The organism is Methanolobus profundi (assembly GCF_900114835.1).
Taxonomy (GTDB): Archaea; Halobacteriota; Methanosarcinia; order Methanosarcinales; family Methanosarcinaceae; genus Methanolobus; species Methanolobus profundi.
Window position 1 is genome coordinate 157,732 of the sequence record NZ_FOUJ01000004.1, and the last position, 24,810, is coordinate 182,541.

Genomic DNA, 24,810 nt, shown 5'->3' on the forward strand with positions numbered 1-24,810 from the left:
GACATTGAGCGTAGCATATCTTATATTGACCTATTCATGGCGTGAAAGAACGATGTCCTCAAAAGATGAGAAATGGCAATTCTGGATAGACAGGGGAGGCACATTTACCGATATAGTTGCCCGCAAACCTGACGGACAACTGCTTGCCCACAAGCTCCTGTCGGTTGACCCTGAACATTATACCGATGCTGCAATGCACGGGATAAGAAAGATACTGGGAATTGAGCCTGAGGACGTACTTCCCACTGATATCATATCCTCTATAAAGATGGGAACGACTGTTGGTACCAATGCACTGCTTGAACGCAAAGGTGAACCAACTGCGCTTGTCATCACAAAAGGGTTCAAGGATGCACTGAGAATCGGCTACCAGAACCGGCCTGACATATTTGCCCTGAACATCGAACTTCCGGACCTGCTATACGATGAGGTCATTGAGATAGAGGAACGTTACAGTGCGCAGGGAGAAGAACTGGTTTCACTGGATAGAGAGAGCGCCCGAAAGGAACTTGAGATTATCTATTCAAAGGGGATACGTTCTATTGCGATCGTACTGATGCACGCCTATCGTTATCCAGAGCATGAGCTTCAAGTTCGCAGAATAGCAGAGGAGATCGGATTTACCCAGATATCCCTTTCTCATGAAGCAAGCCCTCTGATGAAACTGATAAGCAGCGGTGAGACAACCGTTGTGGATGCCTATCTGTCTCCCGTGCTGCGAAGATATATCGATATGATAGCAGCCACCCTTGAAGCAGGCGGAGGAAATACAAAGCTCATGTTCATGCAGTCCAACGGAGGGCTGGTTGAAGCTACACAGTTCCGGGGCAAGGACTGTATCCTCTCAGGCCCTGCCGGTGGGATCGTAGGAGCTGTGGAAACCTCGAAGATGGCTGGTTTTGATAAAGTGGTAACCTTCGATATGGGAGGAACTTCCACCGATGTGGCCCATTATAGTGGCGAATATGAGAGAAGCTTCGAGACAGAGATCGCAGGAGTTCACCTGCGCTCACCTATGCTTTACATTCATACGGTAGCTGCTGGTGGCGGATCGATACTTCATTTTGAGGCGGGGAGATTCACAGTGGGACCTGATTCTGCCGGTTCTGACCCCGGACCTGCATGTTATCGCAAGGGTGGACCACTCACTATCACTGATTGTAACCTGATGCTTGGGAAAATAGACCCACAATATTTCCCGCATGTTTTCGGACACAGCGCAGATATGCCACTGGATGCTGATGTTGTCAAGGAGAGATTCTCAATACTTGCGGAGGAAGTAAGCACTTCCACAGGAGAAAAGCACAGTGCTGAGCAGGTTGCTGAGGGATTTCTGAAGATAGCCATCGAGAACATGGCCAATGCTATCAAAAAGATATCCATCCAGCGTGGATATGATACCAAGGAATACGTGCTTTGCTGTTTTGGCGGGGCAGGAGCACAACATGCCTGTGGTGTTGCAGATTCCCTGAGCATAAAGAAGATACTGATACATCCGCTGGCAGGAGTGCTTTCTGCATACGGAATGGGACTTGCTGACCAGCGTATAATGAAAGAATCTGCTGTAGAGAAGAAGCTCGGAAAAGAACTTGTTCCAGAACTAAGGGATATTGCGGTTGAAATGGAAAAGAGCGGTCGCCAAGAGATGCTTGTACAGGGTGTGCCAGAGAAGGAGATAAGTGCACTGCATAAGGTCCATGTAAAGTATAGGGATGCCGGGACCTCCATCATTGTTGACCTTGGGGATGAAAATGAGATCAGAGAAGATTTCGAGATCGAGCACAAAAATCGTTTTGGTTTCATCATGGAGAACAAGGAACTTGTCATCGAGGCAATATCTACAGAGATCATAGGTTCTGGTGAAGAGATGCACCATTTCAGCATGGCAGAGAATTCGAAAGTTGTGGCTGGTGAACTGCCGGATACAACTGTCTTCACCTGTGGAGAGTTCCACAGGACCCCTGTTCTCAAAAGGGAAACATTAGCTGGAAGGAAGATAAGTGGATCTGCAATAATTGTTGAAGCAAATACTACAATCAATATCGAACCTGGATGGCAGGCAGAGATCACTAATGAGCGGGAACTTGTCCTTGAAAGAATAGTACCATTGCCAAAGAGGGAATCGATAGGTACTGAAGCTGATCCTGTGATGCTTGAGATATTCAATAACAGGTTCATGTCCATTGCACAGCAGATGGGACATACTCTCCAGAATACAGCTTATTCTGTTAATATCAAGGAGAGACTTGACTTCTCATGTGCTCTTTTCGACCGTGAAGGAGATCTCATTGCCAACGCACCCCACATCCCTGTTCATCTTGGGTCCATGGGGGAGAGTGTAAGGGCCATCATCAGAAAATTCCCGTATATGGAAGAGGGAGATGTATTCATGCTCAATTCTCCATTCGAGGGTGGAACACATCTACCGGACATTACAGTTATCACTCCTGTTTTCCATGAAGAGAAGGTCGCATTCTATGTTGCATCCAGAGGACATCATGCAGATATCGGCGGGGTAACACCGGGATCGATCCCCCCTGAGAGCAGGCATATAGAGGAAGAAGGGGCGCTGACCAGCGGGCAAAAGATAATTTCCGGAGGAAAGTTCCTTGAAGAGGATGTTTCTAAGTGGTTAAGCTCTGGTAAGTATCCCGCACGAAATCCTTTCCAGAACATTGCTGATCTAAAGGCACAGGTAGCTGCCAATGAGAAAGGCGTTACAGAACTAAGGAAACTTGTCGAACACTTTAGCATGGAAACTGTTCAGGCTTATATGAAGCATGTTATGGACAATGCGGAAGAGTCCGTTAGAAGGGTTATAGAGGTTCTGAAAGATGGGGAATACTCACTTTCCTTCGATGATGGGACTATTATCCATGTAAAGGTCAGCATTGACCGTGAAAGAAGAACAGCACATGTAGACTTCACCGGAACATCGGAACAACATTCTGGAAACCTGAACGCTCCTGTGGCGGTCTGCAAAGCTGCTGTGCTGTATGTGTTCAGATCACTTGTGGATAAGGACATACCACTCAATGAAGGATGCCTGCAACCCCTTGAGATAACTATACCCAAAAGAAGTATACTCGACCCGGAATATCCTGCTGCTGTTGTGGCAGGGAATGTTGAGACCTCGCAATACATAGTTGATGCTCTTTTCGGAGCGCTGGGAGTTATGGCTGGGTCTCAGGGAACCATGAACAACTTCACATTCGGAGATGAGGAATTCCAGTATTATGAGACCATCTGTGGTGGTTCTGGTGCAGGCAATGGTTTTGCTGGTACCGATGCTGTGCAGACCCATATGACAAATTCAAGGATAACCGACCCGGAGGTTCTGGAATGGAGATTCCCTGTGAGACTTGAGGAGTTCTCTGTCAGAAAAGGTAGTGGTGGCAAAGGTGCTTATACCGGAGGCAGCGGGGTCGTGCGTAAGATACGGTTCCTGAAACCGATGAGAGCTGCTATTATTTCCAGCCACAGGAAGTTCGCTCCAAAAGGTTTGAACGGCGGAGAGGATGGAAAGACCGGACACAATTACATTGTAAGAACTGACGGAAATGTTGAGGAGCTTGAAGGAAGGGCGCTTGTAGAGATAGATGCAGGGGAAATGTTCGTTGTAGAGACCCCCGGAGCAGGCGGATTTGGCATCCCTGATAAAAATAAAACAAAAAGTGTTAAGTAATGCTTTCACCAAAGCATCTGTGGACGAGATAGAGGCTATAAAGAATGGAAGATCCTGTAGACGAGAATATAGACCCGGGGAATAATATCAAGGAAGTCACTGTTAAAGGTGTGTTCATGATCAACATCTTCGGAAGGGCTGTGCCTGCGGTGATGCTTGAGGATGACGAGGGAATGATGATGCCCATACATATTGGTCAGTCAGAAGCCCTTTCAATAAATTCGGTTCTGAAGAACGAGACCATGCCAAGACCGATGACACATGACCTTGTGGTCTCCATGCTTGAAAGGCTTGGAGCCAAGGTGGACAGGGTTCTGATAGATGATAAAGTGGATAATATCTACTATGCACGGATCACTTTGAAGAGGGAAGGTACCAGCATGGATTTCGATGCCAGACCAAGTGATTGTATCGCTATTGCCCTGAGGAACAATGCCTCGATACTTATCAGTGAAGATGTCTTCAAAGGTGATGCGATAAGCAAGGAGAATTTCATGGGCTCCAAAGCTATCACAGGCTTTACATGAACATGGCATTCATGTTCCATTGAGTTTTCTGCGCAACTTTGACCCAAAAAAGTAATATAGAGAGATTCAGGACTTTACTCTATGAGGCATCGGATATTTTACAATCCTTTTAATTTCATCTTTACGCTGATACTCACTTTTGTGCTGGCATTCAGCATATCAGTGCTTTTCTTCGGCTTTGTCAGCACTGCCTTTGCAAAGATCGGCTTCTCATGGAACGATGCACTCATTCTGCTCCTTGCCTCACTTATAGGGAGCAATATCAATGTGCCCTTGAGAACTATCGAGTCAAAGGTACCGATAGAGGACCACAAGTATGTGAAGGTCTTTGGAGTTTCATACAGAGTTCCTTTCAAGAAGACACACATAACTAAAACAACGGTGGCCATCAATGTAGGCGGAGCACTTATCCCGACAATAGTTTCCCTCTACCTGCTAAGTCTCTTTCCTGAGGCTGCTGTCTATGCACTCTACGCCACTTTCATGGTTGCACTTATCACGAAGGCTGTTGCCAGACCGGTCAAAGGTGTGGGCATCGTATCCCCTGCACTTCTCCCTCCTATAGCTGCTGCCATTTGCTCGATCATCGTTGTCTACACGACCCAGGTACATCACGACCTTATCTTCGCCGTAGCCTATACCAGTGGCACCCTGGGCACCCTGATAGGAGCCGACCTGCTTAACATGAGAGCCATTACAAAACTGGGTGCTCCTGTTGTGAGTATTGGAGGCGCAGGGACTTTCGATGGGGTTTTTCTGGCAGGGGTTATTGCGGTTTTGTTGGTATGAGCTGGAACTTGCATCAAAGATCAAATCTGCATAAATCAGAAAATATGCGAATTCTGGCAATGCATTTTCAACAATTTAAATAAAAATAAAGAAATTGAAAATTATTTTAACACTTGCCATTGTAGTATATATCAAGGACTACATGGTGGCAGAAAAATGAACTTATCCAAAAAAACGAAACTATATGCAGCAATTGGCCTTACCCTTATACTTGGAGTAGTTATCACTTTGGCATCAGCAGGGCCTTTCTACACCATAACTAACAATGACCAGTATTCACATAGTGTGAGCATCGTTATCAGTGGGAATGATGGAGAATACTTCAAACACGAGTCCTATCAACTTGAACCGGGAGGATCTGCCCAACTGGAAAAACCGTATGGATTGATGTTGAAATGGTTCAACCCCTTCAAAGAAGGAGATATTTTCTATTCTGCCATGGACTACGAATATCATATCACATCCGAGGAAAAAGAGAAATTCATCTACATCACTCCCTGTCTTTCCACCTGTATTGAATTCGAACTGACCAATGAAAGCGGGGATTACCAGATACTCCGAAGTTCCTGAAAGATACTAACGACCGGACTCATAACAAACCCTCAGGTGAGAGATTGATCGAAAAGGACAGGATGGATATCATTCCAATAATTTATGTGATAATTGTACTGATATATTTCGCATTTCCAAGCATAGAGCCTTTTTACACCATCACCAATGCTGACGATCATACACACGAGATCAATATCAGTATTTCCAGTTATAATGATGAATATTCATGGCAGGAATATTATAAACTTGGGCCAGGAGAAACAATAGAGGTTAAAAAACCTCTCAGCCTTGTAATTAAATGGCTTAACCCTTTTAGAGGAGAAGCAGAGATATTCCACTCCCCATCAGAATACGCGTATATATTAACTTTAGAGGAATATGAATTTTCCACGGATTTTGAACCAGGAATCTCGACCAGTATATCGTTAGAACTGCATAATAAAAGTATAGAGTTTCCAATAGAAATAATTGATTTGAAATATAGATGATGACAAACATTTTTGGAACTCTTTAACTCACTTTTCTTTCCAGAATTACATTCTCATGAACAAACTGGATGAAAATAACAACCAGCACAGCAGGCAATCCACCAACGACAACAGCCAGGACCTTCAAAACGGTGCTGTCAGAGTACCACATTTGATGCACAGCCATCAGCCAGAGAGTTATCAACCCTGAGATAAACACCAGATATATGAGCGCCACAAAAAGAGTTGTTACAAGGCCTTCAGCATCCGGAGCAGGGTAAGAGAACAAAAAAAAGAGATAGAGCAGGATGATAAAGGATCCCATTACATAAAGCCAGAGTTTCTCAGGTATCCTTTTTGTGTTGTTCAAGCTAAAACCTCATTTGTTATATTTTAATCTCAGTTTTTAAACGCATTATCACTTGTCCCCACAACAAGTATTAAATAAAAACTCGATATCTTCTTATCAAACTACCATCTGCCAGCTAGCCTTGCAGATCAGATAATCAAATGCAGTGAAAGGGACAATATCACATGCTCACAAAAAGGATCATACCATGTCTTGATGTTACGCTTGATGAAGAAGGCGGAACTGTTGTCAAGGGAATAGAATTCGTAGACCTGAGAAAGGCAGGGGACCCTGTGGAACTTGCCAAACAGTATAACGAACAGGGTGCAGATGAACTTGTATTCCTTGACATAACAGCATCCCATGAGGGCAGGGGGACAATGGTAAAGGTCATTGAAAGGACTGCTGATGAGGTTTTCATCCCTCTAACCGTTGGTGGCGGGATCAACTCCATCGAGGACATACGCCAAATACTCAGAGCAGGTGCAGACAAGGTTTCCATAAACACTGCTGCTGTCAAGAATCCAGATCTTATTAAAGAATCATCAGAGATATTTGGTGCCCAGTGTATCGTTACAGCGATCGATTGTAAAAGGAACTTCGATGTAGAGAACAATCCTGACAAGACGATCCTTGAACTTGAGGACGGAACACCTGCATGGTATGAGGTCGTTATCTACGGTGGCAGGCAGCCAACAGGATTAGATGCCGTTCAGTGGGCAAAGAAGGTCGAAGAACTTGGTTCCGGCGAGATACTGCTCACCAGTATGGACAGGGACGGAACCTATGACGGTTTTGACATCCCTATCACAAAGAGGCTCTCAGAGGAACTTGAGATACCTATCATCGCATCAGGTGGCGTAGGCAATCCCGAACACATGTTCGAAGGGTTCACAAACGGAAAGGCCGATGCAGCACTTGCAGCAAGCATATTCCACTTTGGTGAGTACACCGTGAAGGATGTCAAGGAACATCTCAGAGAGAAAGACATTCCTGTAAGACTCTGATCATCAACAATTCCAGAGGAAGTAAGAACATGGAAATATCTGAATTCCAGAAAAGGATGTATGACCTCTATGCCCACAATGACAGAAGGAGAGGTGCAGCAGCCACTACCCTCTGGCTTGTGGAAGAGATCGGTGAACTTGCAGAAGCTGTCCGCAGGGAGGACATGGAAAATCTCAGAGAGGAACTTGCTGATTGTTTTGCCTGGATAGGCGCCATTGCAAATCTCTATGATATAGACCTTGAAGCTGCTTTTCTGGAAAAGTATCCTGACATGTGTCCAACCTGCAAAAAGAATCCGTGCATCTGTACGGATTAAATTTCAATTCACTAATTATACTCTGTTCACTAAATTTGTGTATATACAAATTAATTCATAATGTATATATAATATCCTCACTTCTATTTGTTCGGGGATATAATGATACATAGACGTACTATCTATTCTTTCCTGGTAGTTCTTTTCATCCTGTGCTCTACAGTATCCAGCGGATGTCTGCGGGAGTTCGAGGAACAGGAAGCACACATGGGAATAAGGGACATTGAAATAGCATCAGAAAGTGTCAAAAGCACCTATGCGTGGTTCAATGTGACAACATATGTAGAGAACTGGGGAGCTGACAGCGACGATAATGCAACGGTTATGCTGAAGGTCTTCAACCAACAGACCGGACTGCTTGAACTGAAACAGGAAGCAGATATCGGACCTATAAAGAGCGATGAGACAAAGACCGTAAGCCAGACAATACATCTTCCAAAGAGCGGCAGTTATCGTATAAGTGCCACCATTATCAATGATGGAGAGATGGGCTATGACCTCTGGATGACGCTTTCCGGCTTAGAGAATCTTCCAACCGACCAGCAGGAAACAGGGATCCAGATAGAAGGCATCGATTTCATAGCAAGGGAAGCAAGTTCCAATGGAATTGTGATCGAGAATGATATCTATCTCAAGAACGAGGGTGTGGAGACCACTGAAGATTACCGCATACTCGTAAAGGCCAGGGAAATGGATGCAAGGCTCATTGCAGACAAGGAATGGACAAGTTCTGGTGAGATACAGCCTGAGGATACCATCATCAGAAGTGTCAACCTCACTGTACCTGACAACTACAATTACGTTGTGGAGGTCAGCATATGGGATGGCAATACCGTTGTCCAGACAGGCGAGGATTATGTGCAACTGAACCCTGAGAAAGTAATTGACAGGGACCAGATGGTACAGAACAAGAATGTAGATACAGCAGACTTTGTTGTAGAGGATGACTTTGACTGGGCATATGACGATTATGCTGAAGAAACAGCAGCAGAAGAAAGTCCGGGATTCACAGCAATATTCACGGCAACATCACTGATAACAGCACTATACATCATAAGGAGGAGAGCACAATGAACGATGAGAAGGACATCGGAGAAACGAAAGATGAACAGGTCACTGTCCCTCCAAAAGTGGACGCAAAGTCGGAGAAAGAGAAGAAGGAAAGGACCAACGAGGATTATTTCAGAAGCGGAATGCTTCTGCTTGTGGGCATCATAATTGCTCTTTCGACGCTACAGTTATACTTCTCTGTTGATAACATAATAACTACATGGTTCGAATACCAGTACAGACCTATCTTCAGGTCAGTGTACTACCTGTTTGTGATAGGAATCGGACTGTTCATCCTCAAGAGATATCTGTTGGTTAAGGAAAAGAAGTGATCCATCTTTTCCATTTTCCTTTTTCCATTTTTATCCTCACTTTTTTCACAATATCGATCTTTTCCTACCAACCCAATAATTACTTATTTTTATGAAAGATACTGAATCTGTCCAGACAGAGGGATCTATATGAAAGAATTACCAGATTGGTACTATGATGAGCTCATCCAGATAGGAACTGATTACGCAAGCGAAGAAGAGGTCATGAACTACGACAGAAAAATGACAACTATCAGGAACATAGCCGAAGAGGCTGCGACCATGATAAAGCTCATTGACCTTCAGCCCGGTCATAATGTACTTGAGATCGGATGTGGAACCGGTGAGTTCTCAATAGAGCTTTCGACGCATTGCAAACAAGTAACTGCACTGGACATTTCACAGAATATGCTTGATTTTGCAGAAAAGAAAGCAAATTCAAGACTGAGAGACAATATCAGATTTATCAAAGCAGGTTTTCTGACATTTGATTCCAGCCAGACAAAATATGATGCTGTTGTCACACAGTTGGTACTGCATCACCTGCCTGATTTCTGGAAACTTATCGCCCTGAAGAACATCAACTCAATGCTTAAAAGTGGTGGAAAATTCTTCCTGAAAGATGTAGTTTTTTCGTCAGAAATACAGGATTTTGATGAATATTTCTCTCAGTTATTCCAGAATATGCCACCTGAAGCAGATGATAAGGTTGTGGAGGAAATGAAACTACACATCAAGGAGGAATACTCAACCTTTGAATGGACCATGAAAGGCCTTATAGAACAGGCAGGTTTCAAAATTGAGGAATATGTACACAAAAAGGGTTTCATGGCAACCTACCTGTGCGTTAAGATTTGAGATTCACTCAACGCCTGAACTGAAGGAATAACTTATCACATCCTTCGGGCAGGTATCAACACATTCCCCGCAGAGGATGCACTCCGAATTCTCCATTTTTCCGTTGCTCACCATTGCATTGACATCAAGGCTCATGGGACAGGCTCTGCTGCACTTCCTGCAGTTGATACAATCATCCTTATTCGCTCTAAGCCTCAGGGAAGGGTACTTCAGCATGTTCCTTATCTTCCTTCCGATGACCATGAATGGTGCCATCCAGCAAATGTAGTGACAGCCTGCCCTTTTACCAAATGCCAGTGAAAGAACTGCCAGTATAGTTATCACCACATAATAAACAATGAACTTCATGGGGTTGTCAATTGATATCACGTTCTCTGTGTGGTAGAAGAAATTAATAGTATGCAGACCACCAGCTGAGGCTGCTAGAAAAACGATAGTGAAGATCCAGACCGTCCATATCAGATATTTTATTAGGTCATGCCTTCCACCCTTTGCATCTTTTCCGTTGACCTGAATCAATATTGACTGACATCCTCCTGAGGGACAAAGCCATCCACACCACAGTCTTCCGACAACAAGTGATGACAGAAAAAGTAATGCAAACACAAGCATACTTCCTGAAGCTATTCCCTTTGATGCTGCCTCAACGATAATATAAGGAGAGAAATAGAAGATAGTGAGCGGGAACATAAAGAACGAAATTATGAGAAGCATTTTCCTGAATTCCTGTCTGTTCAAGTATGATCACCTGCTTACTTTATAACCTATTTCCAGATACATGGCATCAAATTTAAAGATGATAGATTAAAGGGGGCTTTTATATACTCTTACCTCATCTGAGCGATTATTATGCTTAATATTCCTGAACTTTTAGCCCCTGCCGGAAACATGGAATCACTCATCGCTGCCGTAGAGAATGGAGCGGATGCAGTCTATCTTGGCATCAAGGATTTCAGCGCCAGGGCATACGCAGGCAATTTCACCATAGAGGAATTCAGGGAAGCACTTGACTTTGCTCACCTCAGAGGTGTGAAGGTCTATGTCACTCTGAACACGCTTATCAAGGACAACGAAATGGAGCAGGCACTTGAGCTCATGTACACCCTTGATGAACTTGGCACTGATGCTATCATCGTGCAGGATATTGGACTGCTCACACTTGCAAGGGAAATGGTCCCCACACTTCCGGTGCATGCAAGCACCCAGATGACAATACACAATACAGAAGGCGTAATGTTCCTGAAAGAGATGGGTGTGAAAAGGATAGTCCTTTCCAGAGAACTCTCACTTGAGGAGATCATCAAGATCAAGTCTGAGACAGGTGCCGAGATCGAGGCCTTTGTTCACGGTGCTCTCTGTATCTGTTATTCCGGTCAGTGTCTCATGAGCAGTATGATAGGTGGCCGAAGTGGTAACCGTGGATACTGTGCCCAGCCATGCCGTAAACAATACAGATTACTGAAAAATGGCAAGGAGATCAAGACAGAAGGTAGCTATCTTCTTAGCCCAAAGGACCTGAACACATCAGCAATACTTCCCGAGCTCATAGAGGCAGGTATCGATTCATTCAAGATCGAAGGTCGCATGAAACGTCCTGAATACGTTGCAGGGGTCGTGAGAATATATCGCCGCCTGATAGACAGATTTGTGGAAGACCCGGAGAACTATTCTGTAACTGAGGAAGAAGCTACAGAGCTTGAACAACTTTTCAACCGTGAGTTCACCACAGGATACTTTGAAGGTGACCCTGCTGCTGACCTGATGAGCCGTGAAAGACCACACAACCAGGGCATAGTTGCCGGAAAAGTTGTGGGCTACAACCGCAAATATGAGAGTATTATAATCGAGGTCACAGGACAGCTTGAATTAGGTGACGGTATTGGATTTGAAGGTTACCGGGATTCAGGTGCCATTATCAGAGGAATGTTCGTCGACAATGAACCGGTCAAAATTGCAAGGACCGGTGATATCATCTCGATGAACTTCGAGGAAGCTCTGAAGACCGGAACAGTTGTTTACAGGACACTGGATGAATCCCTGATGAAAGAGCTACAGAGTTCATTCACATCTCCTGCACCAATACGCAAGGTCCCCGTCTCCATCAATATGAAGGCAAATATCGGAGAGAGAATGGAAGTCTCAGTTTCTGATAATGAGAATAACACTTCTGTCGTGGTCTCTGATTATGTTGTGGAAAAGTCACAGAAAAGACCAACGACTGCAGAAGATGTGGAAAAACAACTCTCCAAGACCGGTAACACAGTCTTTGAACCTGCAGATATCACTATGGATCTTTCCGATGATGCGTTCATACCCATAAAGGAACTGAATAACGCAAGGACCCAGGCAATATCTGAACTTGAGATAAAGAGAGTTGAGCAGTGGAGGAGAGCTCCACATATCAGAGAAACTGAGGATATTGCACTAGAAGAAGAAAAGGCCCGACCAGTTCCTGAAGAGAGAACAAAACTATCAGTAAGTGTTGACAGCCCTGATGCTCTCATGTCCGCTATCAAAGGTGGAGCAGATATTGTATACATCGACACTGACAAGACCGGCCTTAAAAATGGAGGATGGAAGTCTGCTCTTACCATAGCTTCTGAAAAGGACATTCCGGTATACCTTCACACTCCGATCATAGTAAAGGATGCAAAGATGCCGCTCGTCAGAGAAATGATAGAGTTTGCAAAAGAGAGCGAACTTGCAGGAATAATAGCCGCCAACGCAGGAGTTCTCAAGGTAATAACCGGATCAGGAAATGATATCAAGATCATAACCGACAGTCCTATGAACGTTTTCAACAGGCATACCCTTGAATTCCTTTTGGCAAAAGGTGTGGACACAGTTACCCTTTCAACTGAAATGAACCTTGGACAGATCACAGAGATAACAAGGTATGGGAATTGCGAATACATCGTTCATGGCAAGATACAGATAATGGAATCAGAACACTGCCTTATCGGTGGCTTGATGGGAGAAAAAGATGACTCTGGATTCAATTGTGGCTCACAGTGTAAAAGTGGCAGTTTTGAAATAGCTGATGAAAAAGGGTTCGAGTTCCCTGTTAAGACAGACTCTGATTGCAGAACACATATTTTCAATTCGAGAGAGATGTGCCTGCTTGACGATGTACCCCACCTTATCAAAGCAGGCGTTTCAAGACTCAGGATAGATGCAAGAACTCTTGATGAGGAACGTGTGCAAATGGTGACCCGTGCCTATAGAGTTGGAATAGATGCCCTGTATACAGGAAACACAAAACACCTCTGGCAGGGCAGCGATATTTGTGAATTCCATACAAGAGGACATTACCACAGGGGAGTACAATGAAGGTATTCCTTTCAGCATCCATAAGAGGAGGAAGACAGATGCTCTCCACCTATATCGAGATGTGCGCGTATCTTCAGGAAAGCGGATATCAGGTACCTAGCTGGCATGTGGCCGACCCTGAACTTGAGAAGACAGAATCCCTTCTCACCGAGCAGGAGATATACATACGTGACATGGAGTTCCTTGAGAAGAGCGACTGTATGATAGCTGAAGTGAGCACACCTTCTATTGGTGTTGGTTACGAGGTCTGCAGCGCATTACACAGAGATATGCCAGTGATGTGTCTTTACACACCTGAGGCAAATGTCTCCGCAATGATACTTGGTGATGAGAGAATTATCTGCAGGGAATATGACAGTATTGGGTCTATGAAAAAAGAGATCGACGATTTCCTGAACTCTGTCAACAAACCCTAATTTTTTAGTAATCATTAAATACTTATCATAGTAATATTAAACGGGAAAGCATGGTAACTGAAATAGTAATCCTTATAGTAGCTCTTATAGCTGCATTCCTTCTGTGGAAAGTGCTGAAGACTGTAAAGAATATGGTCATTAACACAATTGTGGGACTTATTGTACTTGTCCTTGCAAACCTTGTGTTGGGTCTGGAAATAGCTTACACGTGGGTAGTTATACTTGTATGCGCTATCGCAGGAGTTGTAGGCGCATTGCTCATTGTAGTTCTGAACTATCTCGGAATTGCATTCTAAAGACGAACTATTGCCCTGATCTGGTGGCGCCTGTGTGGTTTGCCACTGAACATTTTTTCTGAAACTACATCTTTCATTTCTATTATCTCAAAGCCAGAAAGCAGAGATGACAGCTCTTCCTGTGTGAAATAGTGGTATATGATGCCATTCTTCCTGCGGAATGTGTCCTTTTCTATTGGCTCTCCGCCATACCTCATATCTTCGGTCCCAAAGACCTCCATTACAAAGACAGCACCTGTTCTCATTACTCTCTTTATCTCAGTTATTGCCATCTGTCTCTCATCTTCCAGCAGATGCTGCAAGACACCAAGACACAGAATGACATCAAAAGAACTCTCAGAAAAGGGAAGTGAGGTTATACTCGAAACAAGGCACTCTGCCTGCGAGTTGTTCTTAAAAAGATATGATCGGGCCCTGCTAACAGCAGTCGATGAAACATCAGTTCCGACGGACTCGTATTTTCTGGAAAGCGGGAGAAGGAACCTTCCGTTCCCGCAACCAAGATCAAGTACCCGGGATGATGGTGAGACCAATCCTTCGAGCATTGATATTGACCTGGGACCCCCCCAGGTCACATGTTTGTATTCTTCTTCCCAGGCAAGGAAATGAGACTTATCTGAATTATTGCCCGGGAAAGAATTCGGTTCCATGTTCAGGGTCTGTATTCTGCTGCTTCCTTGAAGCGCTGTGCTAGGAAGTCCTTCTCAAGTGATGAAAGGAACCATCCTGCCTTTGGACCTGAAGGCTGTCCGAGTACGGATACATAGACCGCCTTGAAAAGCTCCTTTGGATTGACCTCCAGTGATTCAGGAGCTACTTCCAGTGCAGCAGCAATATTTGTATTCAGTTCAGTGCCTGCTTCCTTTGCAGAATATACAAGATTGTGATAATCCTCACCGTTGAGTTCACCGCTCTTATCAAGGATAGCAGAGAAATTGCTCAGGAAAACCCTCTGGAGATCGGTGAGCTGTGAAGTGCTTACAGGAAGCTCTTCCTGCACGCTGAACTTTGCATTATCAGGAGCATACATCTCAAGCCAGTTACCAACATTGTCAGTGAGCTCACGTATACATTTCTCATTGGAAACATCATATCCTGCTCTCTTCACAATGTTCAGTATCTTATCGAGGTCACCTGCTGCAACCTGGTATATGGTTGTCATGTGCTTGAATGGAATATCAGTGTGACAGAGACCTGCTGCATGTGAAAGCTCGATCATTCTCTTATCGTAATCTGTTGCCTTGTCGCTTGAGTGCAGACGTTCGAACTCATCCACAAGTGTGAGAAGTGGCAGTGCAGGGTCAAATCTGATATGCTTTTCAGGCTTTGTACGGATGATAAGGTAACGGAGCACCTCAGGGGGTACTACCTTAAGCATGTCTGAAATGGAAACAACAACTCCGGTTGATGATGACATTGCACCCTTCTGTCCGAGCATGATCCACTCATAGACTATTGGATGTGGAGCCTCATAGCCGAATATCTCCTTTGCGATCTCAACACCGGTATCATAAGATCCACCTCTTGAAGCATGGTCCTTACCGAATGGTTCCACAGTGACACCGAGTGCCTTCCATCTTGCAGGCCAGTCCACACGCCAGGTGAGCTTTCCGCCACCCTTCATTGGTACTGTGTCATTGCTGCCGCATGAACATTCATAGTCCACGGTCTCTGCATCAATGTCAAAACCTGTAACAATAGTAGTGTTAACCTTTCCACACTCGTTACAGATAGGATTGAATGGGTTCCATGTGTCAACAGGGGTCTTGCCTGATCTCTTCTGAAGGATCGCTGCGATCTCATCTTTCTTCAGTAGTGCCTGTTTGATAGCCTCAACATAGGCACCCTCTTTGTAAAGCTCATCTGCCCTGTAAACCTTAGGATGGATACCAAGATGTTCAAGTGCTGCAAGGAATGGTTCAAGGAAGTGCTCTGAGTAGTTCTTGTGCTCACCACAGGGACATGGTATCTCAGAAAGAGGTTTCCCTACATGTTCAGCATAGCTCTCATCCAGGAAAGGATATACCTTTCTTAAAGGGTCGTAGGTATCTGCAATGTAGATGAACTCAGCCTCTGCTCCTTTGTCAATAAGGGCCCTGTATGCTACATCTGCAGTTACGACCTCGCGCATGTTACCAATATGAATGTGACCTGAGGGTGTGATGCCTGTTGCAACAAGATGCTTCTTGCCTTTTGCCAGCACCTCGTCTGCGATGACATCCGCCCAGTGTGTAATATCTGCCATGATTTCACCGATATGATATGAAAATTATAATACCCGGATGACTCCGAATCCAGTAACCTTAGACGATCGTTCCTATTATAATCTTTGCCTATTGAAGATGGACGATCAGGAATTTGAACTGCGATCCTTGTCCTTTTGAGGACAGAAAAGACCTCATATAATTTCAATACGAAAGCTATTAATAAACAGTGGTCTTCATAAAAATATGACACGTATAACCGACAATATGCACAGGATCCCATTAAGCACTTCACAGGACATTTTCAATATGAAGAACCAGCGTGATCCTGAATCCAACGAGCTATGGCCTTTCCTTGTTGTCCACGGGAACCATGCCACCATCAACAATGAATCTGTGATCTATGATGAAGAAGGTGTGTTCCAGGTATATACGAAAAATGTCATGCCAAAGGTAAAGAAGGAATAAAAAAGTAGCTAAAGGACTACCAGTAGGTCTTGAAGTTCAGAAGTTCCTCTACAATATCCCAGTCCTTTCCAAAGAACCTGTAATCCTTTATTAGATTTCCATTGTAACTGATAGTGTCGATATAACCGTACCAGTACACTATCATACCGACACCGTAGATCTCCTCGTATTCCCTGAACTGTTTCTTGATGTAATAATCATGCTCTTTTTCATCACCGAAGAGCGCCTTGCTCTCTATCCATGATATTTTGACACCGTCCACATCAAGTTCCTCGTCCAGCAGGAAGTCAGGTGTCTTTGTAAAACCCTCATCTCTCAGGTCATCCTCTGAGCGATAGGTAAGGCCCCTTTCACTGAGCCATTCAGCAAGTATGTATTCACCCATCTCTCCTTTCTCAGCATGTAATGCATGTGCCTTGGGGGAGAAGAAAAAATCAGAATCCATTGCAGCGATAACTTCCCTTTTCAGGCGACCATCTGGCTGGTCTTCCAGATTCCTGATAAAGCCTTTCTTAGGAATACCCATCTCCTTGAGAAGCATTGAGACCATAAGAGTAGCAGGTATGTCGTTCTTCCTGGCAATTTCAATAATGCTCTTACCCTTCTTCCATTGCCTCAGATGTCTTGGACCCTTGCTTTTGACCTTGGAAAAATTCCTTTTGACCTTTGTAACGGTCTTCTGGTTTAGTATGGAATGAATAGTACCTATAGGCTCTGAGAACTGTTCAGCAGCTCTTCTTACATCATCGACATCGTCCAGACTTGCATATATCTCATTATAGGTTTCAATATCCATTCTCATTCAAATCCTTAAGAATACATTCATTGCATCGGTTCCTGCCGCAATAGGCTTTTGAATACTCAACTATGAGTGCATGGTATTCCTTATAGATACCGACGTCTTTAGGGAGTTGTTCCTCGAACATGCCCTGTAATTGCATATAGTCCCCTTCAATACCTATACACTTCATCATACGAGTAGTGTAGGCATCGATAACGAACTTCGGTTTTTCAGCTGCGTAGAGCACAATGCTATCAGCGGTCTCGTTCCCGACACCTTTGAGTGACAGCAAGGTCCTGCGAAGTTCATCAACGGGCATCGAGAAAACGTTCTCCATACCATGCTCCGCAAAAAAACCAGCTATTCCCTTCAGGCGGGAAGCTTTCTGACGATAGAAACCGCAGCATCTTACAAGCTCTTCAAGCAACCCGGGATCGGCCCTGGAAAGCGGATCAACTTCCAGAAGATCATTCTCTTTGAGACCTTCTATTGCCTTTTCAACATTGGTCCATTTTGTCTGCTGGGTGAGCATAGCACCCACAACGACCTCAAAGGCTGTGTCTGCAGGCCACCAGTGTTGCGGCCCCAGTTCATCCAGCAACAGATCATATACTCTGCAAAGTATCCCGACTTTCATATATCACAAATATCACAATAGGACTATTTCCAGAACTCTTCTTCATAGCCCTCTGGAAGGTCAAGGTCCATCAGTTCATCCAGTGACTTTCTCTTCCTTGGGTCCTTAGCCTTGCCTTCATCACTGCTCTTTGATTCAATAACAGTAGTATTTTTGTCATTGACCACGACCTCTTCCTCTCTTTCAGGAGTTAAAGGCTTTACCGGTGTTTCAGAGACCGGTTTCCCAACACACGCCTCGATATAGCTGTCACAGGTCTCAACCACATTCCTGGAAACTGGTTCAGACACAACCTCTGCGTCAGTAGCTTCCCTTTTGAGATGACCCCTTCCTAATGGACCGGTAGTATCCGGCCAGGGTTTCCTTTCACGTGGTTCCCGCTTCTCAAGCCTTATACGAGTGGTCTCAGCATAGGTATCTTCCAGCGATGTTGACTGAGAGAACTCCTTATGGGTCGAGCTATACCCGATGACACATTGTTCGTCCCCTGTCCGCCATTCTACTACGTAAAGATGGCAGTCTTTCTTCTTACACTGGGAAACTCCGTCCCTGGGGCAAACATCGGGTAACGTCATGATCAATCCTCAATATATTAATGTTCAGATACTTCTTAAAGCATTGGCTATCAGAGGTGCCACACTGACAGAACTCTGTGCCTTTTCTATTGTATCAGTAGCAATAATATCTTTTACCCCTGCATTGAACAGGCGCAATACTGCATTCCTTGCAAGTACCGGATGGACACATGCAAGATAGACATCCTTTGCACCCTGTGACTTGAGGAGCTTTATGGACTCCGCCATAGTACCGCCTGTGGCGATCATGTCATCGATTATGATGATATCCCTGTCCATTACATCGACATTCTTTGCTTTGATGGTAACAGTGTCACCAGAATGACGGGTCTTTTCCAGATAATCGAATTCCAGTCCGACATCCGCCGCAGTATTCTCTGCAAGACTGATAGCACCCTTATCAGGAGAGACTATCAACGGATTATCCAGGTTCAGGGACCTTATATGATAACCTATCAGACGTGATGCGTCAAGGTCGAAGGCATCAGCATTGAAATAGTTCAGTACGCTTGCCTCATGGATGTTCACTGTGAATATCCTGTCTGCGTTTATCGTTCTGGCAATTGCCCTTGCAGTGATAGGCTCACCTGTTTTGAACTTCTTGTCCTGTCTTGCATACCCCATGTATGGTATAACAACATTGATGACAGGCGAATCCTCACAGGCATCTATCAACTGCAATAATGCAATAAGATCAGAGTCCGTGGTCGTACTCTGGATAATGGTAACTTCATCCACGTCCTCATCAAGGATGCGTGAGTACATCTCCCCGTCAGGGAATCTTGTATAATCACACACTGTAGGCTCTATATTGAGCTCTCTTGCGACCCTTGATGAAAGAGCCTGGGATGCTGGTCCTCCTATAATTTTCAAATAATGTACCTCGTTAAAAGTTGATTAATGGATAATTTGGATGCTTCCTAATGTACCCTTATAATACATTAGTTTTGGTTCATTTTGACTTTCTCAAGAACCTTGATATTCTGAATACCAGTAGCAGGATAGTTGCCGGTCTCATCCTTCTCTGCAGACTTGACCATATCCCACACAGTGAGCAGCGCGACTGAAACCCCGGTCAGGGCTTCCATCTCAACGCCGGTCTTTCCAACTGAACGCACCTCTACTATAGCCCGAACTATATTATCCTCAATTTCGAAGTCCACATCCACCGATGTGATCGGGATCTGGTGGCACATTGGAATGAGTTCCGGGGTCTTTTTGACCGCAAGAATGGAGGCCACTCGGGCTGTGGAAAGAACATTACCCTTCTCGACGGTTCCGGTGCGTATCTTGTTGACAGTTGCGTCACTAAGAACTATCTCACCGGAAGCTATCGCCTTCCTTATAATTATATCCTTGCTGCTGATGTCTACCATGACCGCGCGGTCGTTCTCAATATGCGTGAATGTAGCTTCCAATGGATCTCACCGTTTTTCAGTCAATTCTGATATTCTGTCTTTGCAGGTAATCCTCAATAGTACTATTTAGTTGTTCTTTCAGGTGGGTGGCCTCATTAAGACTTAGCTTGATGATCTCCTCGTCCTTTCCATGACTGATGGTTATACGAACCCACTTCCTTTCGATATCAACATTGATCTTTCTGTTTTCCCGCTCCATATCAAAACACCTTCAATATAACATCTGTTATCCGGTCAATTATATCTGTCGCAAGCAGACCGAAGCCTTTCTCCTCAAAGGCAAGATCACCTGCCGCACCACTTATGAACACAGCACATGATGCTGCCTCCATTGCATCGTTCATAGCGAACAGTGCACCTGTAATACCCGTAAGAACATCACCGGTGCCTCCAACGGTCATTCCGGCATTGCCTGTCCGGTTAAGCCGTGTGTACAGGCCATCTGAGATGACATCGATATTACCTTTAAGGGCCACAGTGACACTTTTATCTCCTGCGAACCTGCTGACAATATCCTTCTTTTCATCAAGTCCACGGGGAACTTCCTCACCACAAAGACGTGAGAACTCTGCAGAATGCGGTGTCAGGATGATCTTGCCCCCACTTTTTACGGGCAATGTCAGACCATAAAGTGCATCTGCATCGATCACTGCCTTTTTGCATAAAGGAACAAGCTGTTCCACTGTTGCAAGCGTTCCCTGATCCCTTCCAAGGCCCGGACCTATGACAGTGACATCATGTGAAGTGATAAGGCCTTTCAGTTCAGGAATATTATCAGGGTTCAACCTGTTCCCCATCAATGGAACAACTATCAGGTCAGGGGAAAATGAGGAAACTGTATCAGCTACATTCTCAGGAACCGCCACGGTGACGATATCGGCACCCGTGCGGAGTGCTGCCATTGACGAAAGTGCAGGAGCACCATAGTAGGCGCCTCCACCAATGATGAGGATACGACCTGAATTACCTTTATGAGCATCATTTCTCCGCTGGCCCAATACCATCAGATCACCCGGACCAACATATTCCTCAGCATCTCTGCAGACACCTATAGGAACCACTTTTACTGCACCTGTATACCTTTCACAGCCAGGGATCTCAAGACCGGTCTTCATCCTGTGGAAAGTTACTGTCAGACTGGCGATCACACTCTTTGTTACATCTCCACCATCAAGGTCGTATCCTGAAGGAGAATCTATAGATATAATATAAGAACCGGAAGAATTAATCAGATCGATCGCAGTGGATTCTGGTTCCCTTGGTATACCTTTTATGCCGGAGCCAAGGACACCATCAACAATGATATCCATATCATTCCAGCAAGGATAGCTGACCAGTTCACTGGAATCCGATATTTCTCTGATCTCTCCAATACCACTGTTCTTCAAAAGGGAGAAGTTATGCTTCGATTCCCGGGTCCTTATACGTGATGAATGGCCCAGAAGTATAATTCTGACATCGTAACTCTCATATAATGCAAGATGTCGTGCAGCAACGAATGCATCACCTCCATTGTTGCCCCTGCCGGCAACAAAGAGCACCTTTCCGGAACTTATCTTAGACATTATTTCCCGGGCTATAGCCGCACCTGCATTTTCCATCAACTGGAGAGGATCCAGTCCAAGATATGCGCAATTAGCATCGATCGAACGCATCTTTGAAGAAGTGATAGAGAACATAGTTACCTATTTATTCCTTAGTTTGCATTGTATTTATCAGTTGATATATCATTTCTGTTAAATAATATTCAAAATCATTTTATGCTAATATAACTCTTATACAAAATGGAGGTCTTTTCTATTAACAACGTTGCAAAAGAGATTGGCGCAACTGACAGATCAAAGGTGAAGCCCACATACCTTATTCTTGGAAGTGGCAGCTTTGGTTTTGCTTTGGCCAAGGAACTGAGGGAGCTTGATAAAGAACTTATAATCGTGGATAAGGACTCCCAGAAGGTTGAAACACTTCGTGAGGAAGCATATGAGGCCATGGTAGGTGATGTCAGTGACCCTAACCTTTTTGACAATATCAATACGAAGAACCTTGCAGGAATACTGATCCTGAGCTCAGACCCCAAAGCTAACAAGACAGCTCTCAATAATGTCAGGAACAAGGTTTCCCAGGAAATATATTGTGTTGTGAGAGCACCTGATGTCATCAACATGCAGGAAATGGAGACCATGGGAGCAGACCTTGTTATTATGCCCCCAAGGATGGTAGCCAAGTCACTATCAAGATCACTTGAACGTGCAGAGGCCATGCGTAGGGGAAATAAACTGACCCAATGGTTCGAAGCTAATAAAGATAAGAAACTTGCGATCGTTGTTCATGACAACCCTGACCCTGATGCAATATCCAGTGCCCTTGCATTGCAGAGGATAGCAACGTCATTCAATGTACTTTCAGACATCATATACCACGGAGAGATCGGACATCAGGAGAACAAGGCTTTTGTCAACCTGCTGGGTATCGACCTCTACAGATCAGAGGATGTAGGGTTCACCAGCTATGAGAACCTTGCACTTGTCGATTGTTCAATGCCGGGTGCAAATAACTCACTTCCACCTGAGACACATGTGAATATGATCATAGATCATCATCCCCTCCCCGATGCGGAGCTTGATGCAGACTTCATTGATATACGTCCGAACGTGGGTGCTTCAGCCACCATACTGACAAAGTACCTCCAGGAGCTCAATGTGGATATTGACAGTGAACTGGCCACTGCTCTGCTCTATGGTATCAGGACCGATACTCTTGACTTTAAGAGGAACACTGATTCTGCGGATCTTTCAGCAGCTTCATACCTGTATCCACTATCAGACCACGATATACTGGAGCAACTGGAACGTCCTTCCATGTCTATCGAGACACTGGATGTCCTCGGTGAAGCTATCAACAGCCGACAGGTGATAGGAAGCTACCTGCTCTCAAATGTGGGAAGCATACGTAACAGGGATACATTACCACAGGCTGCAGATTATCTCCTTAACCTCGAAGGTATCTCAACTTCTATCGTATTCGGAGTTACAGATGAGAAGATATACATCTCCGGACGCAGCAATGATATCAGAGTGAACCTGGGTGACGTAATGAAACGCGCTTTTGGAGAAGAGGCCGGAGGAGGTCATGCAACAGCAGCAGCAGCACAGATCCCACTGGGTGTCTTCAGTGCCTCAAAGGATCGTCAGACCCTTCTAAGACTTGTTAACGAAGCAGTTGTAAAGAGATTCCTGTCTGCCGTTGGCGTGGAAGAGACTGACGAATAGTCTCTACTGAGTCTTTTTTTTTGAGTTTTAAAATAGAATATACATATTATGTACTACATGTAATATAGTCTATTATCTAACAAATATAATTAATTATATACTTTTTAGTATGATACTTTTGAACAAGATAGAACAACAGAAGCCGACCCCTTTTAGATGCACTGCCATATAAACGAGCGACAATAACCAGCTAGCTGCAATGGCATCGAGTAGAGTATGAAAGATTAATGAAACAATACACACATAAAACAGCATCAACAAAGCTATTCATACATAATATGCAATAATAGGACTTACTAGTATATAATTCACTGATAAATCATACTGGAGCCTACAACAACAATACGAAAAAAGAGTACATAGACTTACGTAAACATTACACATAATAAGTAAGAGAGTACACCCTCATACATAACATATTGAATTATATGGCAGCTCTGCTCCACAAGTTCCACGAATGCAAAGCCCGGACCAGAATGATCATCATATAGTGCCAATAGATATGGGACGAAACTAAGAAGATATAATGCCAATTGACCGGTACATTCGCCCTCAAAAGGACATATCCAATTATCCAATTATCCCATACAATAAAAAAAGCAGCCCACCGGCTGCATGCAACCTGTTTTAAAATGGCATACCAAAGAAAGTAGATAATTTATAATATATTTTTTAGTTCGGATCAGCCAGGACAACTGATCAGAACTTATATAATATACTAGCATCAAAGATAGCACAATTCAGATCGAACGGCAAAAAGATGAATGTCAAATTCAAAGAAATACTGATCAATGAGCTTGAAGAAGAGATAAAAGCTGCAAAGCTGATAGACCCGCAAGAGCTTGCAAAGCAAATTAAGGAGATCGGGTTCAAGTGTATAATGTGTGGCAAATGTTGTCGCAGGGAATTTGGAGATAATAGGGTCGTTGTGATCCCTGATGAGATCCACAGGATACAAAATAACAGCGATCTGGAATGGAATGACATAGCAGAACCTTTGAACATAGAGGCAGACACACCAGAGGAAGAGTGTTACCTTCAGGCAGGATCAGGGATGATAGATGAGTATGGGAACATCCACACATTTGGATGGATGCTTCACAGAAAGGAGAACAGAGATTGCTCATTCATACCCGACGAAGTCAAAAATAACCGCTGTAACATATACGAACTACGACCCTTACTATGTAGCACATACCCCTTCTATATGGAAGATCTTAAGCTCCAGACATCTGAATGCGAAGGATTGGGAGAGAACATCAGCGAGCATGACAGTAAGAAACTCTCAGAGATGCTGATCAACAGATACCTTGGAGAGCTGCAGGATACCATTCTCACCTACAGGAACTATGAAGGATTCGAGACCGATGAAAAAAGCAGGGAAAAAGCCATGTCCAACCTGAAGCAAGGCTACTTAAATTACGTCGTCCATAATAGTGAGGGAACTTGTAAGATCACAAAGAATATCTGAATTTCATCTTATCGATCGATTTATAATGAATAA

Annotated in this window: 27 protein-coding genes; 16 read left to right on the forward strand and 11 right to left on the reverse strand. The window is 44.2% G+C overall.

Going from position 1 to position 24,810, the window contains the following annotated elements; genetic code table 11:
* Window positions 1-52: 52 nt before the first annotated feature.
* From BM008_RS10125 to BM008_RS10145, 5 genes are all read left to right on the forward strand, one after another.
* Window positions 53-3,685 (forward strand): hydantoinase B/oxoprolinase family protein, encoded by a 3,633-nt coding sequence (locus tag BM008_RS10125; protein WP_091936618.1) that lies wholly within the window; start codon window positions 53-55, stop codon window positions 3,683-3,685.
* A gap of 44 nt (window positions 3,686-3,729) precedes the next feature.
* On the forward strand, window positions 3,730-4,212 hold the full coding sequence (locus tag BM008_RS10130; RefSeq protein ID WP_177188040.1) for a bifunctional nuclease family protein: 483 nt from the start codon (window positions 3,730-3,732) through the stop codon (window positions 4,210-4,212).
* A gap of 81 nt (window positions 4,213-4,293) precedes the next feature.
* Complete coding sequence (locus tag BM008_RS10135; protein WP_091936621.1) at window positions 4,294-5,001, forward strand: DUF1614 domain-containing protein; 708 nt, start codon at window positions 4,294-4,296, stop codon at window positions 4,999-5,001.
* Window positions 5,002-5,157: 156 nt separating this feature from the next.
* Window positions 5,158-5,571, forward strand: a complete 414-nt coding sequence (locus tag BM008_RS10140; protein ID WP_091936623.1) for a hypothetical protein — start codon at window positions 5,158-5,160, stop codon at window positions 5,569-5,571.
* Between the two features lie 44 nt (window positions 5,572-5,615).
* Window positions 5,616-6,041, forward strand: coding sequence for a hypothetical protein (locus tag BM008_RS10145; RefSeq protein WP_091936625.1), 426 nt, complete (start codon window positions 5,616-5,618; stop codon window positions 6,039-6,041).
* Window positions 6,042-6,063: 22 nt separating this feature from the next.
* Here the strand turns inward: BM008_RS10145 and BM008_RS10150 are convergent, their stop codons facing one another.
* The gene (locus BM008_RS10150) at window positions 6,064-6,390 is read right to left on the reverse strand and encodes a hypothetical protein (RefSeq protein ID WP_091936627.1); all 327 of its coding nucleotides are present in this window, start codon (window positions 6,388-6,390) and stop codon (window positions 6,064-6,066) included.
* A gap of 164 nt (window positions 6,391-6,554) precedes the next feature.
* On the opposite strand from BM008_RS10150, the gene hisF reads away from it, so the two are divergent.
* The 5 genes from hisF (at window position 6,555) to BM008_RS10175 (ending at window position 9,912) form a co-directional block, all read left to right on the forward strand.
* On the forward strand, window positions 6,555-7,376 hold the full coding sequence (hisF, locus tag BM008_RS10155) for an imidazole glycerol phosphate synthase subunit HisF (RefSeq protein WP_091936629.1): 822 nt from the start codon (window positions 6,555-6,557) through the stop codon (window positions 7,374-7,376).
* Window positions 7,377-7,405: 29 nt separating this feature from the next.
* On the forward strand, window positions 7,406-7,693 hold the full coding sequence (locus BM008_RS10160; RefSeq protein WP_091936631.1) for a MazG nucleotide pyrophosphohydrolase domain-containing protein: 288 nt from the start codon (window positions 7,406-7,408) through the stop codon (window positions 7,691-7,693).
* A 102-nt stretch (window positions 7,694-7,795) separates the two neighbouring features.
* A complete protein-coding gene (locus BM008_RS10165; protein WP_091936633.1) occupies window positions 7,796-8,767 on the forward strand; it encodes a DUF7490 domain-containing protein in 972 nt (323 codons plus the stop codon).
* The gene (locus tag BM008_RS10170; RefSeq protein ID WP_091936635.1) at window positions 8,764-9,075 is read left to right on the forward strand and encodes a DUF8060 family membrane protein; all 312 of its coding nucleotides are present in this window, start codon (window positions 8,764-8,766) and stop codon (window positions 9,073-9,075) included. Before BM008_RS10165 ends, BM008_RS10170 begins: the two co-directional genes overlap by 4 nt.
* Before the next feature lie 129 nt (window positions 9,076-9,204).
* Entirely contained in the window at window positions 9,205-9,912 is a 708-nt protein-coding gene (locus BM008_RS10175) for a class I SAM-dependent methyltransferase (RefSeq protein ID WP_091936637.1), read from the forward strand.
* A gap of 3 nt (window positions 9,913-9,915) precedes the next feature.
* Here BM008_RS10175 and BM008_RS10180 read toward each other — a convergent pair whose 3' ends face one another.
* Complete coding sequence (locus BM008_RS10180) at window positions 9,916-10,650, reverse strand: 4Fe-4S binding protein (protein WP_218146707.1); 735 nt, start codon at window positions 10,648-10,650, stop codon at window positions 9,916-9,918.
* Between the two features lie 111 nt (window positions 10,651-10,761).
* Here BM008_RS10180 and BM008_RS10185 point away from each other — a divergent pair, with 111 nt between their 5' ends.
* From BM008_RS10185 to BM008_RS10195, 3 genes are read left to right on the forward strand one after another with little or no spacing between them, the layout of a single operon-like run.
* Window positions 10,762-13,242: a U32 family peptidase gene (locus tag BM008_RS10185; protein WP_091936639.1), complete on the forward strand. Its 2,481-nt coding sequence runs from the start codon at window positions 10,762-10,764 to the stop codon at window positions 13,240-13,242.
* Complete coding sequence (locus tag BM008_RS10190; RefSeq protein ID WP_091936641.1) at window positions 13,239-13,658, forward strand: nucleoside 2-deoxyribosyltransferase; 420 nt, start codon at window positions 13,239-13,241, stop codon at window positions 13,656-13,658. The genes BM008_RS10185 and BM008_RS10190 overlap by 4 nt, the downstream gene beginning before the upstream one ends.
* 50 nt (window positions 13,659-13,708) lie before the next feature.
* Window positions 13,709-13,954, forward strand: coding sequence for a pro-sigmaK processing inhibitor BofA family protein (locus BM008_RS10195; protein WP_091936643.1), 246 nt, complete (start codon window positions 13,709-13,711; stop codon window positions 13,952-13,954).
* Here BM008_RS10195 and BM008_RS10200 read toward each other — a convergent pair.
* Both BM008_RS10200 and lysS read right to left on the reverse strand, forming a co-directional pair.
* Window positions 13,951-14,604 carry a class I SAM-dependent methyltransferase gene (locus tag BM008_RS10200; protein WP_091936645.1) on the reverse strand — a complete coding sequence of 218 codons (654 nt, stop codon included), beginning with the start codon at window positions 14,602-14,604 and terminating at the stop codon, window positions 13,951-13,953. The genes BM008_RS10195 and BM008_RS10200 overlap by 4 nt on opposite strands.
* A gap of 2 nt (window positions 14,605-14,606) precedes the next feature.
* A complete protein-coding gene (lysS, locus tag BM008_RS10205; protein WP_091936647.1) occupies window positions 14,607-16,199 on the reverse strand; it encodes a lysine--tRNA ligase in 1,593 nt (530 codons plus the stop codon).
* A gap of 205 nt (window positions 16,200-16,404) precedes the next feature.
* On the opposite strand from lysS, the gene BM008_RS10210 reads away from it, so the two are divergent.
* Window positions 16,405-16,626 carry a hypothetical protein gene (locus tag BM008_RS10210; RefSeq protein ID WP_091936649.1) on the forward strand — a complete coding sequence of 74 codons (222 nt, stop codon included), beginning with the start codon at window positions 16,405-16,407 and terminating at the stop codon, window positions 16,624-16,626.
* Window positions 16,627-16,642: 16 nt separating this feature from the next.
* On the opposite strand, the gene BM008_RS10215 is transcribed toward BM008_RS10210, so the two are convergent.
* The 7 genes from BM008_RS10215 to BM008_RS10245 form a co-directional block, all read right to left on the reverse strand.
* Window positions 16,643-17,428: a C15orf41 family protein gene (locus tag BM008_RS10215; protein WP_245748005.1), complete on the reverse strand. Its 786-nt coding sequence runs from the start codon at window positions 17,426-17,428 to the stop codon at window positions 16,643-16,645.
* Window positions 17,412-18,044, reverse strand: a complete 633-nt coding sequence (locus BM008_RS10220; protein WP_091936651.1) for an endonuclease III domain-containing protein — start codon at window positions 18,042-18,044, stop codon at window positions 17,412-17,414. The genes BM008_RS10215 and BM008_RS10220 overlap by 17 nt, the downstream gene beginning before the upstream one ends.
* A 23-nt stretch (window positions 18,045-18,067) precedes the next feature.
* Entirely contained in the window at window positions 18,068-18,619 is a 552-nt protein-coding gene (locus tag BM008_RS10225) for a hypothetical protein (RefSeq protein WP_091936652.1), read from the reverse strand.
* Between the two features lie 24 nt (window positions 18,620-18,643).
* Complete coding sequence (locus BM008_RS10230) at window positions 18,644-19,492, reverse strand: ribose-phosphate diphosphokinase (RefSeq protein ID WP_091936654.1); 849 nt, start codon at window positions 19,490-19,492, stop codon at window positions 18,644-18,646.
* 68 nt (window positions 19,493-19,560) lie between these two features.
* On the reverse strand, window positions 19,561-20,037 hold the full coding sequence (gene moaC, locus BM008_RS10235) for a cyclic pyranopterin monophosphate synthase MoaC (protein ID WP_091936656.1): 477 nt from the start codon (window positions 20,035-20,037) through the stop codon (window positions 19,561-19,563).
* Window positions 20,038-20,053: 16 nt separating this feature from the next.
* Window positions 20,054-20,236: a hypothetical protein gene (locus BM008_RS10240; RefSeq protein ID WP_091936658.1), complete on the reverse strand. Its 183-nt coding sequence runs from the start codon at window positions 20,234-20,236 to the stop codon at window positions 20,054-20,056.
* A gap of 1 nt (window position 20,237) precedes the next feature.
* On the reverse strand, window positions 20,238-21,716 hold the full coding sequence (locus tag BM008_RS10245) for an NAD(P)H-hydrate dehydratase (protein ID WP_091936660.1): 1,479 nt from the start codon (window positions 21,714-21,716) through the stop codon (window positions 20,238-20,240).
* 105 nt (window positions 21,717-21,821) lie between these two features.
* Between BM008_RS10245 and BM008_RS10250 the strand changes: the two genes are divergently transcribed.
* Together BM008_RS10250 and BM008_RS10255 are read left to right on the forward strand one after the other, a co-directional pair.
* Complete coding sequence (locus tag BM008_RS10250) at window positions 21,822-23,306, forward strand: DHH family phosphoesterase (RefSeq protein ID WP_091936661.1); 1,485 nt, start codon at window positions 21,822-21,824, stop codon at window positions 23,304-23,306.
* A gap of 760 nt (window positions 23,307-24,066) precedes the next feature.
* Window positions 24,067-24,777 (forward strand): YkgJ family cysteine cluster protein, encoded by a 711-nt coding sequence (locus BM008_RS10255; protein WP_091936663.1) that lies wholly within the window; start codon window positions 24,067-24,069, stop codon window positions 24,775-24,777.
* Window positions 24,778-24,810 lie beyond the last annotated feature (33 nt).

Coding starts and splice junctions, on each gene's coding strand:
- BM008_RS10160 (WP_091936631.1), top strand. CDS start 7,406: ATGGAAATATCTGAATTCCAGAAAAGGATGTATGACCTCTATGCCCAC.
- BM008_RS10220 (WP_091936651.1), bottom strand. CDS start 18,044: ATGAAAGTCGGGATACTTTGCAGAGTATATGATCTGTTGCTGGATGAA.
- BM008_RS10140 (WP_091936623.1), top strand. CDS start 5,158: ATGAACTTATCCAAAAAAACGAAACTATATGCAGCAATTGGCCTTACC.
- BM008_RS10195 (WP_091936643.1), top strand. CDS start 13,709: ATGGTAACTGAAATAGTAATCCTTATAGTAGCTCTTATAGCTGCATTC.
- BM008_RS10185 (WP_091936639.1), top strand. CDS start 10,762: ATGCTTAATATTCCTGAACTTTTAGCCCCTGCCGGAAACATGGAATCA.
- BM008_RS10170 (WP_091936635.1), top strand. CDS start 8,764: ATGAACGATGAGAAGGACATCGGAGAAACGAAAGATGAACAGGTCACT.
- hisF (WP_091936629.1), top strand. CDS start 6,555: ATGCTCACAAAAAGGATCATACCATGTCTTGATGTTACGCTTGATGAA.
- BM008_RS10250 (WP_091936661.1), top strand. CDS start 21,822: ATGGAGGTCTTTTCTATTAACAACGTTGCAAAAGAGATTGGCGCAACT.
- BM008_RS10215 (WP_245748005.1), bottom strand. CDS start 17,428: ATGAGAATGGATATTGAAACCTATAATGAGATATATGCAAGTCTGGAC.
- BM008_RS10225 (WP_091936652.1), bottom strand. CDS start 18,619: ATGACGTTACCCGATGTTTGCCCCAGGGACGGAGTTTCCCAGTGTAAG.
- BM008_RS10240 (WP_091936658.1), bottom strand. CDS start 20,236: ATGGAGCGGGAAAACAGAAAGATCAATGTTGATATCGAAAGGAAGTGG.
- BM008_RS10210 (WP_091936649.1), top strand. CDS start 16,405: ATGACACGTATAACCGACAATATGCACAGGATCCCATTAAGCACTTCA.
- BM008_RS10135 (WP_091936621.1), top strand. CDS start 4,294: ATGAGGCATCGGATATTTTACAATCCTTTTAATTTCATCTTTACGCTG.
- lysS (WP_091936647.1), bottom strand. CDS start 16,199: ATGGCAGATATTACACACTGGGCGGATGTCATCGCAGACGAGGTGCTG.
- BM008_RS10175 (WP_091936637.1), top strand. CDS start 9,205: ATGAAAGAATTACCAGATTGGTACTATGATGAGCTCATCCAGATAGGA.
- BM008_RS10255 (WP_091936663.1), top strand. CDS start 24,067: ATGAATGTCAAATTCAAAGAAATACTGATCAATGAGCTTGAAGAAGAG.
- BM008_RS10130 (WP_177188040.1), top strand. CDS start 3,730: ATGGAAGATCCTGTAGACGAGAATATAGACCCGGGGAATAATATCAAG.
- BM008_RS10190 (WP_091936641.1), top strand. CDS start 13,239: ATGAAGGTATTCCTTTCAGCATCCATAAGAGGAGGAAGACAGATGCTC.
- BM008_RS10200 (WP_091936645.1), bottom strand. CDS start 14,604: ATGGAACCGAATTCTTTCCCGGGCAATAATTCAGATAAGTCTCATTTC.
- BM008_RS10125 (WP_091936618.1), top strand. CDS start 53: ATGTCCTCAAAAGATGAGAAATGGCAATTCTGGATAGACAGGGGAGGC.
- BM008_RS10165 (WP_091936633.1), top strand. CDS start 7,796: ATGATACATAGACGTACTATCTATTCTTTCCTGGTAGTTCTTTTCATC.
- BM008_RS10245 (WP_091936660.1), bottom strand. CDS start 21,716: ATGTTCTCTATCACTTCTTCAAAGATGCGTTCGATCGATGCTAATTGC.